We start from the raw sequence: 14769 nt of genomic DNA, 5'->3' as shown, positions 1-14769 counted from the left end.
CAATTCTTTGTGAGTTGCTTCTTTCTTATTTATTAAAGGATTTGTTTTTATTTTTTACAAGTAAAATGAGGATGAAAAGCAAAAGAGGTTACTGTACAATTATAACGTGTGTGTATAAAAGAATTTGAATAGATAACCTCAAAAGTTTTATGAGAAAATCTATTATTAGAAGAGGTGTCCAAATGGAACGAATACAAAATAATGAATTTGTTAATTTTATATGGAAAAATGCAGAAATTTTACGAGGACCATACAAAAAAGAAGAGTATCAGGAAGTTGTTTTACCACTTTGTGTATTGCGTCGATTTGATTGCTTATTACAGCCTACAAAGCAACAGGTTTTAGAGAGAGCAAAAGTAGTGAAACATGATGCAATTTTAAATAAAATTACTGGTTATGATTTTAACAATACAAGCCAATTTGATTTTCAAACACTTTTAAAAGACCCAGATAATATAGCAGCAAATCTTCGTAACTATATACAAGGTTTTTCTGTGGATATTCGAACGATTTTCGAACGATTTGGATTTGATACACAAATTCAAAAAATGGACGAACATAATTTACTTTATAGTGTAGTTCAAGTGTTTTCAGGTATCGATTTAAGTATTCAACGTGTATCCAATATACAAATGGGCTACATATTCGAAGAATTTATTCGTCGTTTTTCTGAGAATGCCGAGGCTGGTGATCATTATACACCGCGTGAAGTTATTCAATTAATGGTGAATCTTGTATTAAATGAAGATCAATCTGAATTGATGCAAGAAGGTAAAATCGTTCAGATCGGGGATTTTGCTTGTGGAACAGGCGGGATGTTGTCAGAAGCAACTCGTTATATCCAAGAGTTAAATCCTAATGCGCAAGTTGAAGTATTTGGGCAAGAAATTAATCCAAAGTCATATGCAATTGCATGTGCAGATTTACTCATTAAAGGACAAAATGCAGGGCATATTGCATTTGGTAACTCTTTAACTAATACAGATGGGCATAAGGACTTACAGGTTCGCTATGCTTTAATGAATCCACCTTTTGGTGTAGATTGGAAGCACTATGGAGAAGGCATTAAAGAAGAGCATGAAGAAAAAGGAAAAGATGGTCGTTATGGTGCAGGTCTTCCTCGAACTTCCGATGGGTCTTTATTGTTTCTACAACATATGATTTCAAAAATGAAACGCGATGAAAAAGGTAGTCGAATGGCGATTATTTTTAATGGTTCTCCTTTGTTTACTGGAGATGCTGGAAGTGGCGAAAGTGAAATTCGTCGCTGGATTATTGAAGAGGATTTATTAGAAGGTATTGTAGCATTACCAGATCAATTATTCTATAACACAGGCATTTCAACGTACATCTGGATATTATCTAACCGTAAAAACGATGATTTAGTAAAAGGAGCGGTTCGTAAAGGGAAGATTCAACTTGTAGATGCGACAAGTTTTGCAGAAAAGATGCGTAAGAGTTTAGGAAATAAACGTAATGAAATTACGGAACCTCAAATTGCTGGAATTACGCGCATGTATGGAGAATTTAAAGAAAACGAATACTGTAAAATTTTCGATTTAGAAGACTTTGGTTATCATAAAATTACAGTAGAAAGACCTCTACAACTTAACTTTATGATTTCACCAAAGCGTATTGAAAATCTATATAATGAAGCTACTTTTGCGAAATTATATGATAAAGAAGCATATACGGAACTTAGCCGTAAGAAAGACAAGAAGCCAGCAGATATGAAAAAGTTGGAGAAGTGGGACGAAGGCAAGATGTTGCAAGAGAAAATACTTGCAATACTCCAAGAAAACATTTCTGATACATTGTATAAGAACCGAGAAGATTTTTTAAAAGGGTTAAAACCGTTATTCAAAAATGTTCCTGAAGTGAAAGCAGGATTATGGAAAGCAATATATATGGGATTATCTGAACGTGATGAAATTGCGGATGTATGTAAAGATACTAAAAGAAAAGTAGAAGCCGACCCAACGCTTCGTGACACAGAAAATATTTCATTAAAAGAGGATATTCAAGAATACTTCGGGCGCGAGGTGCTAACACATGTACCTGATGCATGGATTGATGAAAGTAAAACAAAGATTGGCTATGAAATTCCATTCACACGCTATTTTTATAAGTATGAGCAACTTGAAAGTTCTTCTGTTTTGAAACAACGTGCCATCCAGTTGGAAGAAAATATTCAAGAGCTGTTAAAGAAGGTGCTTGTATAATGAGTTATAAACAATACAAACAGCACAAAGATAGTAGTGTAGAATGGATTGGAGAAATACCACAACATTGGGAAATAAAAAAAGTATCGGCAATATTTGAACAAAGAAGTGAAAAAGTGAGTGATAAAGACTTTGAACCACTTTCCGTAACAAAAATGGGGATTTTAAAACAATTAGAAAATGTAGCAAAAACAGATAATAATGACAATAGAAAAAAAGTGTTGAAAAATGATTTTGTTATTAATAGCCGTTCAGATAGAAAAGGGTCTTGTGGTGTATCACAATTTGATGGTTCAGTTTCTTTAATTTGTACAGTAATTAAGCCTAAAACAAAAAATACTTACATGGATTACTACCATCACTTGTTTAGAAATAAAATGTTTTCAGAGGAGTTTTATAGGTGGGGAAGAGGAATAGTAGATGATTTATGGTCAACTAGATGGGATGAATTCAAAAGGATTTTAATTCCATCTCCTCCATATGAAGAACAAAAAAGTATAGCGAATTACTTAAACTATATTTACGAAACAATTGAAAACCTTATTAATAATAAAAAACAACAAATGGCAACACTTCAACAATATCGTCAATCTCTCATTACGGAAACAGTGACGTGTGGATTAAATCCGTACGCAAAAATGAAAGACAGCGGTTTAGAATGGATTGGACAAATACCAAGTCATTGGGAAATTAAGAAAAATAAAATGATAACTAATAGTATAACTGTTGGTATAGTAATAACACCATCCAAATATTACATTGAAGGGGAAGGAGGTATTCCGTGCCTTAGGTCTCTTAATGTAAAGGAAGGAGAAATTATTAATACTGACTTAGTTTATATCAGTAATGAGAGTAATGAATTATTAAGTAAATCAAAGATTTACGAAGGAGATTTGGTTTCTATAAGGACTGGAGATACTGGAGTGACTTCTGTAGTGCCTAAGGAGTATGACGGAGCCAACTGTATAGACTTAATAATTATTAGAAAATCGACTAAAATAAATTCTGCTTTTTTGTGCTACCTTTTAAATTCAAATGTGGCAAAACAACAATATAGAAACTTATCTGGAGGGGCTATCCAACAACATTTTAATATTGAGATGGCTAAAAATACTTATATTACTTATCCACCTTTTGAAGAGCAGTTAGAAATTGTTAATTATTTAGATTTAAAAACAACAGAAATAGATTCAGTTATTAAGAAGATTAAAGAGCAAATTATCTTATTAGAGAAATATCGTCAATCCCTGATTTATGAAGCGGTAACTGGGAAAATTGATGTCAGAAGTTATACTGAAAGCGAACAGGAGGTGAGATTGTGATATTAACACCAGATATTTTAAAAGAACGTGCATTTCAAACAGTGGTTAAAGAATACTTAACCACTGTACATGGATATATAGAGGGAACAAATCAAGAGTATAACCGTCAATATGCATTAGATGAAACTCAGTTATTTTTGTTTCTTGAAGATACGCAAGCAAAATCTCTAGAAAAATTAAAAGAAATTTATAAAGGGCAATACAAACAAAAAGTCTTATTTCGCTTAGATAATGAATTAAAACGACGCGGAATGGTTGATGTGCTCCGAAATGGGATTAAAGATTATGGAGTTCAATTACATTTAGCTTATTTCCGACCGCCCACAACATTAAATCAAGATTTAATTGCACTTTACAATAAAAATCGTCTCTCCGTTACTGAAGAACTTATTCATAAGGAAGGAGAGCGAATTGATCTAGTTTTATTTCTGAACGGATTACCTGTTTTAGCATTTGAATTAAAGAATGAATTTACAGGTCAAGATGTGCAAGATGCAAAACATCAATGGATATATGATAGAAGTGGAAAAGACAATCTATTTCGTTTTAAACAACGTTTGATTGCATGTTTTGCAATGGATACAAACGAAGTGTATATGACTACCAAATTAAACGGAATAAAAACGTTCTTCCTTCCTTTTAATAAAGGGTACAACAATGGAAAAGGAAATCCACCAGTTGAAGGAAAGCTTAAGACACATTATATGTGGGAAGATGTATTGTCGAGGGATGGTTTGCTGGAAATTTTGGATAAGTTTGTGTATTTGAAAGTTGATGAAGAGGAAGATGATGAAGGAAATATTAAAATAAAAGAAACATTGATTTTCCCTCGTTATCATCAACGAGATGCGGTAAAAGAAGTGTTAGCGCATGCGAAAACATTTGGTTCAGGTCAATCGTACCTAATTCAGCATAGTGCTGGAAGTGGGAAAACAAATTCTATTTCATGGTTATCACATCGTCTAGCAACATTGCACAATGACAATAATCAATCTGTATTTGATGGAGTTATCGTAGTTACAGACCGCAAAGTGCTAGATAAACAATTACAAAAAGCAGTGTATCAACTAGAACATAAAGCAGGAATGGTTGCAAAAATTGAAGAAGATTCAACACAACTAGCTGAATCCTTGAACAAGGGTACAAAAATTATTATTACAACGATTCAAAAGTTTCCGTATATCATAGATAAACTTGGTACATTAAAGGATAAAAATTATGCAATCATTATTGATGAAGCTCATTCGTCTACTAGTGGTAAGAATATGGCGGCACTCACTACAAGTTTAACACTTGAAGAAGCACATAAATTAGATGAAGAAGCAGAAGCAAATGAGACAGATGCAGAAGAAAAAATTATTGCAGAAATTACTCGTGTTGGTAAACAACCAAACATTAGTTTTTTTGCATTTACAGCTACGCCAAAAGGCAGCACGTTAAAAATGTTTGGTACAGAAGATGCAGAAGGTAAACCACATCCATTTCATATTTATAGTATGAAACAAGCTATACAAGAAGGGTTTATCTTAGATGTACTTCGAAACTATGTTACTTACAAAACATATTTTCGAATCGCAAAAAAAATAGAAGAAGATCCCGAGTTTGAAAGCGCAAAAGCGACAAAGGCAATTTCTCGTTTTGTTAGTTTACATCCACATAATATTGAACAAAAAACAGAAATTATGATTGAACACTTCCGAAATATTACGAGAAAAAAACTAAATGGACAAGCAAAAGCGATGGTCGTGACAGCTTCTCGTTTACATGCAGTACGATATAAACTAGCATTTGATGCTTATATAAAGAAAAAAGGTTATGCAGATATGAAAGCACTCGTTGCTTTTTCAGGAAAAGTAAAGGATAGTGGTGACGAGTATGCTGAGAATGAAATGAACGGTTTTCCTGAAAAACAATTACCTAAAAAATTTGATAGCGATGAGTATCAAGTGCTACTTGTTGCAGAAAAATATCAAACAGGTTTTGACCAACCAAAACTACATACAATGTTTGTTGATAAGAAGTTAACGGGTTTAAAAGCAGTACAAACGTTATCACGTCTTAATCGTACTTATCCTGGTAAAGAAGATACGTTTATCTTGGATTTTGTAAATGAACCAGAAGACATTCGAAAGTCGTTTGAACCGTATTACGAAGATACAATTTTAGAAGGCGATATTGATCCAAACGAGCTATACAGTATCCAACAGGAATTGGAAAATTATATGATTATTCGAGAAGAAGAAATCGAAAAGTTCGTAGCGATTATTTATAAAGAAAAGCCAACCAAACGTGACACTGAATTGTCTAATAGTTATATTGATTCTGCAGTTCAACGATATCTCGACTTATCAGAAGAGGAACAACGAGATTTTATTAGTAAAGCAAGAAAATTTAATAGCATTTACATGTTTGTTTTACAAATTACACCGTTCCAAGATATTGAGTTACATAAATTGTTTATATATCTTCGCTATTTCTTAAAGAAAGTAGCATTGAAGCCAGGTAATAAAATAGATTTAGAGGACAAAGTAGTCTTAGAATATTACTCTATAAAAAAGAAAAACGAGGGCAATATTTCTTTAGGTGAAGATAACGAGGGTTACACAGTTTCAATTTCTATCAGTGGGGGACGCGCAAACGAGGAACCACCACAAGACCCCCTTACAGTAATACTTGAAAGATTGAACTCCAAAAATGGTACAGAATTTGGTGAACACGAGAGATTAAATATCCAACAAATTGTCGATATAGCAAGAGAAGATGAAACGTTGCGTACACAAGCGCAAAACAATCCTTATGATGATTTTATTTTAGGATTTCGAAAGCGTTTTATGGATTATGTGGTAGAAGGATTTGAAAAAAACCAAGGCTTCTTTGGAAAGGTGCTGGAGGATGACCTGTTTCGTACTCAACTAGAAGAGTATATGGGCGAACATGTATATGGATTATTAAATAAGGAGCAATAACAGAGAAAATTTTATTTCTCTTTACTATTTTTTCACTTAAGCAATGCAGTACTATCTTTACGGGTGTTTATGCAGAACTAGCACATATAAAGAAGGGTAGTCCATAATGTTTTCTTGCATATAGTGGAGATGAGGTGATGTCAAATGACTAAGAAAACATCTCCACTCAAACTTGGAAACGAAGCATACGGGACATTAAATGTGGAAGAAGCATTCCTAAAGGCTTTAGAATTGTATTTTATAAAGTATACAGAAGAAAGACCTCCTAGTTAAAAGGAGGTCTTAAGTTTTTTGGGATTGCCCTAATTAAAATAACTATTATTGTTAGAAAATAGTGGGATGAAATAATTAAGATAATCATAAGCGTGTTTATATCATTTATTTATACAACCACACGAAATTTTTACCTACATAAATATTCCAATATTGCCATTCCCAAGGTAGGGGCGGATTTTCTGGATAATATAATTGGTGAAAGGTGGTAAGCCATTTAATAGACCATTTATCAATTTTTAAAGAGTAATATAAATCGGTCGGAATTGGAAAAGCATAGTTGTTTTTAATGAAGCCTATTGTTTCATAGTAGTACAAATCAAACTGAGTGTCTTGTGAGAGTGTATTTAAATCTTCTTTATAAAAAATGTATCCATTTTGTTTTTGGGCCTCTAAAAATGACACGATTGCCTCCGAACCTTTTATTCCTAATTTTTTAACGCATTCCGTAAGTGAAAGAGAATCCATTATTTTCCCTCCTAGTGTATATGGAAAAGAGAAACTGTTATAAACGTAGGTTCTCCCTTTTTTGGAACCTTTATTCATATTTATAAAATTAATTCATAAATATGAATAATAAATAGACAAGTTATTTATCACGATGATAAGGTGCCCGATTGGTATTGATATAGTTCTAACCTTTTCTCGACATGTGCAATAAGATAATCCGCTAATTCTGGATGTATATCATGGGCTTATTGTAATACCTTTGTGTTTTCGTAAGACACGAATTGTTTGCCTGAAATTTTGTAACAAATAAACATCGCCCCTATTTGTGAAACGAACGTTTCATTCTTTACAGTGTATAAAGTTAATTTGAAAAACAAACTATTTATGAATAACTTTTATCAAAATGAATAAAAGAAAATTCGTAACAGAAATGTAAAAAGTTAAATAGGTTTCAATATATCTATTATGTAAATAAGACTTTGTTCTAAAGGGAATGAAGTCTTATTTACAATTCTTCTTTTCACATTTGTATAGTTATATCTTTCTTATTACATTCATAAAGTAACTAAAAAAATGGTGTGAGGTGAGATATGACAAAATGGATAGGTGTTCAAGAAGCAATGGAGATTTTGGAAGAACATTATATAAAAGTGAGCTATAAAACATTTACAGATTGGCTTCGTAAGTTAGAAATTCCAGCAGTGCCATCAGATAATCGGAAGGAGGGATGGGCGATCCGACAAGATGATATATTTGAATTTATTGATAAAAAACGTCCAGGGCTACGTCAAATTCTTCAAGAGTATCAAGGCTTGGTCGAAGATATGGAACAAATAAAGCAGCAAATACAAGTATTGATGGAAAGCAAAGAAGATGTGGCTACATATGTAGGAACACTGAATGGGGAGGAAAAGTTTAATTCTTTACCAGAAGAGAGTATGATTCGTAGCGATGATGTAAAATTTTTATATGATTTTCTGAATGAAGTGTTGGATGAATTGCAGGAAGTAAAGGAACAAAATAGGTGGATGAATCAAGCATATGAACAAATTATAGGTGAGTATAATTTGTTATACGAGGAATTAAAAACACCTTATGTACGGGATGAGAAAACATCTTCAGCTGAAGAATTGGAAAACGAAATAATTGCTAAAATAAGTGAAGAAGAATTTCATGAGTTATTAAAGGATCAATTAAAGCAAAAATTCCCCTACAAACAAGTTCTATTAGAAAATGAAACAGTAACACAGTTATATGTAGTATTTTGTAATAAGGTATTTCCGCAGGGTGAAAACACGTCATCATTTATTATAAAAGAAGGGGACTCTTATATTTGTCCTGTTACAAAAAAGCGGTATAAACATATCAATCGAATTTATAATCCTGTTATTCGTAAGATATTGGACAATATCATACAAGAAGAAAACGGGCAACAGAATGATATGATTTCAGCAGAAAATGCGTTATAGGAGCCTTAGTGAGACCAATGTTATTTAGCGAGTATAAAGTGAGGAAAACGAAATAACGAAGGTACAATGTCTGGTGATAAAGAACATTGTACCTTCGTTATTTTTATGGAATCAATTGAATCTCATTGATAAGAAAATCTTGTTTTTCATAGGAATGAGGTGTATACAAAATGTCCATTCGATTATAACGATTCCAATTTTGAAATAAGTGACCATGTGAATAGGCATAAGCCTTCTTTTTTGAGAAAAAGAACTCAACATGTTCGTTATTTTTCCCAAAATAGGAGTGACCACAAGCGAAGACGTTTTGGCTCCGAAAAGCAGGTTTTGGATGTCCGTTTCCGAATGGCTCCAATGCCATTAAATCATCAAATAAATGACTAGGAAAGTTATAGATTGGCAACTCGCTCATAAAATATGAGACAGGTTTACTATTTGTTTGTTGTTTAGCTACTTCTTGTATATGTCCCCTAAACCGTTGGATGTGTGACTCTTCTGGAACAATGGATAATCCAGCCGCCGCAGCATGTCCTCCGAATTTTTTCAATAGTTCACTGCAAGATTGAATAGCTTGTATAATTGAAAACTTACTTCCATTTCCACTTCTTGCAGAGCCCACTCCGTCTTGGGTAAGTACAATTGTAGGTTTTTTATAATGGCTAGAGATTTTGGAAGCTAGTATACCTATAATGCCTTTGTGAAAATTTCCTTGTACAACGAGTAATGAATCTTTTTCTAATGATTGTTGTTGAATGATTTCAGATGCCATTTGAAATTGTTCATTTGTCAGTTGCTTGCGTTTGTTATTTAAATTCATAAGAAGCTGAATATCCTCTGTTGTGGGTTCTACTTTTTGGAGGATAGCTCCACCGATATTAGGATCAGATATACGCCCGCAGGAATTTAACATCGGTCCGATTAAAAAACCAATGGTAGTGCTGTCAATATGTTTGAGTTGTAATTGTTCCAGAAACAATTTTATAAGTGGATTTGGACAATTTCGCATTTTGTATAGACCGTACCAACAGAGAACTCTATTTTCTCCAGTTAGTGGCATGACATCAGCAATGGTTCCAATGGTTGCGTACTCAATATAATTCCATGTTTCTTTCACCCAGTCTTGCTTTAATGTCATAAAAAGTGCTTGGATTAGCTTTAATGCGACACCAGCTCCGCATAAATTTGTATACGGATAGGTATTATCTTTTCTTTTTGGATTAATGAATGCTAAACAAGTTGGATGTTCTCCCAATACCTCATGATGATCTGTAACAATCACGTCAATCCCCTTTTCTTTGGCCCGTTGTATTGCTGAATGTGCACTTGATCCATTGTCAACGGTAATTAATAGAGCAACATTTTCGGGAAGACAGTCAACAGCATAGGGAGATAATCCGTACCCTTCTTCCCGAAGAGGAAGCCGTGTCATTACATGTGCACCAAGCTTCTCTAATGCTTGTTTTAAAATTGTAGAAGAAGTAATTCCATCACAATCATAGTCACCAAATACATAAATGAGTTCCTTTTGTTGTATAGATTTTAAAATTCGTTCTACGGCATGTTTCATGTCATTTAACAAAAATGGATCATGAAACTGCGAAGGGTCTGGATATAGAAATGACCATAGCTGTTCTTCGGTTTGAATGCCGTGGAGAAAAAGGTGATAGCCGAGTAAAGGATGGATATTTACATGTTTCGCTAAATAAAGCATATTTTTGCAATGCGGATGATTTTCAAATGGAATATCAAGTTGTTTCCAATACATAATGAACCTCCTTATATAGAAATGAAAAAGAGAACCTGCTGATAAACAGGTTCTCTTTTTTGAATTAATTTTATTCATTTTAATAAAATTAATTTACTTAGATGAATAAAAGGTGATTTATTTGACAATATTAACCATAAAGGAGGTTATTTCTGTTTGAATAATTCTAAACCTTCTTCGATATGAGAGATAAAATAATTAGCTAACTTTGGATCAGTATCATGCAGTGACTTTAGCAACTGGCACATACGATCCAGGCGGAAATGTAATTCGTGATAAGGAGAAGAAGTTTGATTCAGTGAAGGAAATAAATCAAGTTCTTCATTTAGTTTTACAAGTAATTGTAAGGAGATAGTATCTGTTTTGGCTGTTTCCAGATTGCTTAAGTAACCTGCCGAAATATCAAGCTTTTCAGCAAAATCGTTTAAAGTAATATTTTTTTGTTTTCGTAAATTTCGAATGGTTTGTCCGAGGTTTTGTATCATATGATTTTCCTCCTCATTTATTAGATAAAGGGTGTGTGAAAGATGGCAAAGCGTAAGGAAGTAAGATATGTCACATTGGGTTCGATTCAATATGTTCATGATCCTAAAGCGGCAGAGAAATGGTTTGCTTTATATATAGAGTGTTTACATGAAAAGTTGATGCAAGATGCTTCTAAAGTAGAAGGACAAGTGCATATTGTAAGTAGAAAGGATGGTGATGCTGAAAATGAAAAAGACAATAGCTTATTACAGAAGTTCGACTGATCTTCAAGAAAATTCGATTGAGATGCAACAAATAAAAGCTTTTGAGTATAGCATGAAAAAACGTATAACAATCGATGAAGAATATGTAGATAAAGATGTTTCTGCTCGAAAAAAAACTTTGATGCAACGACCTGGTATGAATAAGTTAATGAAAGAAATCGAAGCTGGAGTTGTGGGTAGTATTATTGTTTATAAAAGAGATAGATTCGCGCGTAAGTTACAAGAGCATATGCAGTTATATCGTCTATTTCAAGAGTATGATATTAATGTTCATTTTTCATCAGATAGTGAAGTGCAAATGAATTATTCACCCGTTGGTGAATACATTGAAGCGATTCTCGGTTCTATATGTGAAAATGAAGGTTCACTGATTGCGCAGCGCATTCAAGAAACAAAGATTGCAAAGTTTTTGAGCGGAAAGTATGCAGGGAATTTACCCTATGGATATGAAAAAGGTGAACCGAATGCTGATGGGCAAGTGAATATTTTACAAGTATCACATGAAATTGAAGTAGTGAAAGAAATATATAACGTATTACTAAATAAAGAATGTAAAAGTATACAAGAATTGTGTAACAATCTAAATGAAAAATATAAAACAGAAGAGACTAAAGATTGGGATCAATCTAAAGTTGTTAACATCGTAAAAAATCCTATTTATCACGGTTTGCGAGTGATGAACTTTGGAAGTAAAGAATATAAAAAAGCATACAAAAACATTAAAGTAGTTGAAAAAACAGATTGGGATATAGCGAATGAACAATTAGATAAAATGATTGTGAAGCGAGAGACTGGTAAGGAAACAATTCAATTTTTACTAGAAAATATCCTTTATTGTCATGAATGTCAAAAGCCACTTATTGCCAAAAAACGTATGAGAAGTTATCAGGATTACTATATATATGAGTGTAAAGAACATGACGTTTGTGTCGAAGCTGGGTATATAGAAGAAGAAATATTGAAACATGCAAAAACTTTTTTTCATCGTCTATTGGATGGGAATTTTAATGAATTATATGAAAGAAGTACATATCAAAACGTACGAAAGATTAAAAAACTTATTGGAAGCCAGGAGATGGTTATTAAGGGTGTGACGAAAAAAGTTGGTAAATTAATAGATCAGTGGTTGAATTGTCAAAAGATGCAACGAGAACATGAGGGAAATGATTGTGCGAAATGCCAAAGCAATCAACATATAGGAGAAATAAAGGAAGCAAATGAAATTTTAAAGAGTGAAAAAAGAAAGTTACAACATTTGGAGATGCGATTATATGAAATTAAGAATTTTAAAGAGAAAGCAAAAGAATGGATAACTCATTTAGAGTGTCCAAAAGATATTTTGCTTCTTGAGAAAGAAGAACGAAAGCGTTTTTATCGTGACATGATCCATTGCATTCAGGTGGATTCGTGGGAATACCATATTGTGTTTAAGCATCCTTTTATGCTGATACAGGAGGTGCATCAAAATAGTGAAACAGTATAATGAAATGCGCTTAGAAGACATTTTACAACCAGGAAAACGAGTTGCTTTCTATGCACGTTATTCTACGAAAGATCAAGGATATGAAATGCAAAAGCATTCTGTAGAAGTTTTGTTAGAAAGATATGGGTGTGAAATTAAAAAGGAGTATGTGGATGCAGGAGTTTCTGCTACAAAGGTTCCATTTGAAGAGAGACCTCATTTACAAAAATTAATTTGTGATGCAGCAGATAAAAAGTTTGATTGTATTGTTGTGTATAAAAATGATCGTATTGCAAGACACATTGAAGAGCATGATAAATTTCGAAAACAAATGTGTGAATTGGATATGCATGTAGTAGTGAGTAGTTCTCATGAACTATATACCGTTGGAGAAATCGTGCCACAAACTGTGAAGGATGGATTGACAAGAATTGAAGCTGCTTTAATTCAAGAGCGTACAAAAGATACATTTCATAGTAAGGCTAAGAGAGGTGCATGGCTAGGTGGTAAAGCGTCATATGGATATGAGTATCGAGTAATAGTAGAGAATATCGGTGGTATAAAGAGTCGGATAGAACAATTTGATGATGTAGAACAGGAACAACAAGTTGTAAAGGAAATATATCGATTATTTGAATTAGGGTTTGGGTTTCAGCAAATTGCAGATGAGATAAGAAATAAAAAATGTGACGAAAGAATTAAATGGACAAAAGAACGGATACGGTATATTATTACAAATCCATTTTACTGTGGTTTGATAACAATGAATCGTTATTATAAGGGAGTATTAAATGATAAAAGTAAATGGATTATAGGGAAAGTGCCTAATATGAATCCTATATTTTCGCAAGAGTATTGGGAATATATAATAGGGCTATTTGAGGAACGTAAAGAAAGAAAAATTCACTCGAAAGATTATAGCACGCCTTTTTTATTAAGAAACATTTTGCATTGTGAACATTGCAAAGAATTAATGACAACAAAAAATCAAGAACCAGGTAGAACAAAATCCAGAAATAAAAAAGAAAAGAAAATAAGACGTATATATGATTGCAAGAACTGTAACTTTAAGTTGCAAGCAGAGATGGTTCATGAACAATTCCGAAAGAAATATCTTCCATATGTATTAGAACAAGTAACACAAGGAAAAAAAGAGCAAGTTGAACTTTCTATAGAAAAAAGATTTAAGAAAGAACTAAGTGATTTGAGAAGCGCGAATCGAAAGTTAGAGATTGAAGCAATAGAATTAAATCAGCAAATTGAGGAATTGAATCGAGAAATAAAATTGCATTATGAACAAGAAATAATTCAAGAAGAAGTATTAGAATTTATGAAGATATTAATGTCTCATCGTTCTAATAAGATGCATGAACTAAATGCGATAAAGGATAATCAAGATGAATTAAAGAAGAGAATGAATCGTATTGAACAGATTGTAAAAGAAAAAAGTTATCTTCCTCCGCACGATCTACTCAGTGAATTTGCACAAGAAAATGTGAATCCGCAAAAATTAAGAGCATTTTTACTTCAATTTTTTAAATGTGTATATATTACAAGTGACGGTGAATTGTTAATGACCGTAAATAATTCTTTAATTGAATCATAAAAACTCTTTCTAAAAATGAGAAAGAGTTTTTTTTTTGAGATTTTCTCTGTGTAAAAATAAGAAAAATATATTTTGTGTGTAGTAGCGAAAGGGCCACTGTTCATGCTTATTCCAAATAGAGCGGTGGAGAAAAATTTCATGGTTGGATTTTGAAATTTTTTTCTTATTTTTATGAAGGTAAAATATTCCAAGAAAAATAAATGTCGAATAGGTTGTCGAATATAGGGGGAATCACAAAGGAAAACGGATTTTAGTTTTGAAATACCAGCAATTATGCCAATTTTCCCTCTGGAATCTACACAATTAGCATTTTGTACTATGAAAATACTAAATTAGGACAAGCGGTATTTCGGTTTTGGGAGAAGTTATTGTGAAGTCAGTTGTCCATTTATTCGGTTTGTCGTTATGTAACCCATGCCAATCATAACTCAAAACCGAATGGATAGAGAAAAAGAGGGCTTATCCTATGGTATTACTGGATTCTT

The 14769-nt window shown here is 32.8% G+C and carries 11 protein-coding genes; 8 read left to right on the top strand and 3 right to left on the bottom strand.

Annotation, left to right across the window (positions count from 1 at the left end; all coding sequences use genetic code 11):
* Positions 1-182 precede the first annotated feature (182 nt).
* The 4 genes from ACTFSI_RS04930 to ACTFSI_RS04915 all read left to right on the top strand — a co-directional run bounded on the left by ACTFSI_RS04930 (position 183) and on the right by ACTFSI_RS04915 (position 6783).
* Positions 183-2222: a type I restriction-modification system subunit M gene (locus tag ACTFSI_RS04930; RefSeq protein WP_000439711.1), complete on the top strand. Its 2040-nt coding sequence runs from the start codon at positions 183-185 to the stop codon at positions 2220-2222.
* Positions 2222-3544, top strand: a complete 1323-nt coding sequence (locus ACTFSI_RS04925) for a restriction endonuclease subunit S (protein ID WP_000120686.1) — start codon at positions 2222-2224, stop codon at positions 3542-3544. Before ACTFSI_RS04930 ends, ACTFSI_RS04925 begins: the two co-directional genes overlap by 1 nt.
* Positions 3541-6510: a type I restriction endonuclease subunit R gene (locus tag ACTFSI_RS04920; RefSeq protein WP_088339437.1), complete on the top strand. Its 2970-nt coding sequence runs from the start codon at positions 3541-3543 to the stop codon at positions 6508-6510. Before ACTFSI_RS04925 ends, ACTFSI_RS04920 begins: the two co-directional genes overlap by 4 nt.
* 144 nt (positions 6511-6654) lie before the next feature.
* Positions 6655-6783: a hypothetical protein gene (locus ACTFSI_RS04915; protein WP_000163272.1), complete on the top strand. Its 129-nt coding sequence runs from the start codon at positions 6655-6657 to the stop codon at positions 6781-6783.
* A 105-nt stretch (positions 6784-6888) separates the two neighbouring features.
* Here the strand turns inward: ACTFSI_RS04915 and ACTFSI_RS04910 are convergent, their stop codons facing one another.
* Positions 6889-7251: a hypothetical protein gene (locus ACTFSI_RS04910; protein WP_000377849.1), complete on the bottom strand. Its 363-nt coding sequence runs from the start codon at positions 7249-7251 to the stop codon at positions 6889-6891.
* 572 nt (positions 7252-7823) lie between these two features.
* Here ACTFSI_RS04910 and ACTFSI_RS04905 point away from each other — a divergent pair.
* On the top strand, positions 7824-8702 hold the full coding sequence (locus tag ACTFSI_RS04905; RefSeq protein ID WP_076872350.1) for a helix-turn-helix domain-containing protein: 879 nt from the start codon (positions 7824-7826) through the stop codon (positions 8700-8702).
* A gap of 103 nt (positions 8703-8805) precedes the next feature.
* Here ACTFSI_RS04905 and recJ read toward each other — a convergent pair whose 3' ends face one another.
* Both recJ and ACTFSI_RS04895 read right to left on the bottom strand, forming a co-directional pair.
* Entirely contained in the window at positions 8806-10467 is a 1662-nt protein-coding gene (gene recJ / locus ACTFSI_RS04900; RefSeq protein WP_000289869.1) for a single-stranded-DNA-specific exonuclease RecJ, read from the bottom strand.
* A gap of 146 nt (positions 10468-10613) precedes the next feature.
* Positions 10614-10952, bottom strand: a complete 339-nt coding sequence (locus ACTFSI_RS04895) for a helix-turn-helix domain-containing protein (protein WP_000615665.1) — start codon at positions 10950-10952, stop codon at positions 10614-10616.
* Positions 10953-10994: 42 nt separating this feature from the next.
* Between ACTFSI_RS04895 and ACTFSI_RS04890 the strand changes: the two genes are divergently transcribed.
* The 3 genes from ACTFSI_RS04890 to ACTFSI_RS04880 are packed head-to-tail and all read left to right on the top strand — an operon-like array spanning position 10995 to position 14284.
* A complete protein-coding gene (locus ACTFSI_RS04890) occupies positions 10995-11216 on the top strand; it encodes a hypothetical protein (RefSeq protein ID WP_001129134.1) in 222 nt (73 codons plus the stop codon).
* Positions 11179-12699 carry a recombinase family protein gene (locus tag ACTFSI_RS04885; protein ID WP_000750830.1) on the top strand — a complete coding sequence of 507 codons (1521 nt, stop codon included), beginning with the start codon at positions 11179-11181 and terminating at the stop codon, positions 12697-12699. The genes ACTFSI_RS04890 and ACTFSI_RS04885 overlap by 38 nt, the downstream gene beginning before the upstream one ends.
* Complete coding sequence (locus ACTFSI_RS04880) at positions 12686-14284, top strand: recombinase family protein (protein ID WP_249277927.1); 1599 nt, start codon at positions 12686-12688, stop codon at positions 14282-14284. Before ACTFSI_RS04885 ends, ACTFSI_RS04880 begins: the two co-directional genes overlap by 14 nt.
* Positions 14285-14769: the final 485 nt, after the last annotated feature.

Origin of the sequence: Bacillus cereus group sp. MYBK101-2 (assembly GCF_051918845.1) — a bacterium.
In the GTDB taxonomy this organism is placed as follows: domain Bacteria; phylum Bacillota; class Bacilli; order Bacillales; family Bacillaceae_G; genus Bacillus_A; species Bacillus_A paranthracis.
The sequence above is the reverse complement of the archived record's forward strand: the minus strand, read 5'-3'. Positions and strand labels throughout refer to the sequence as shown.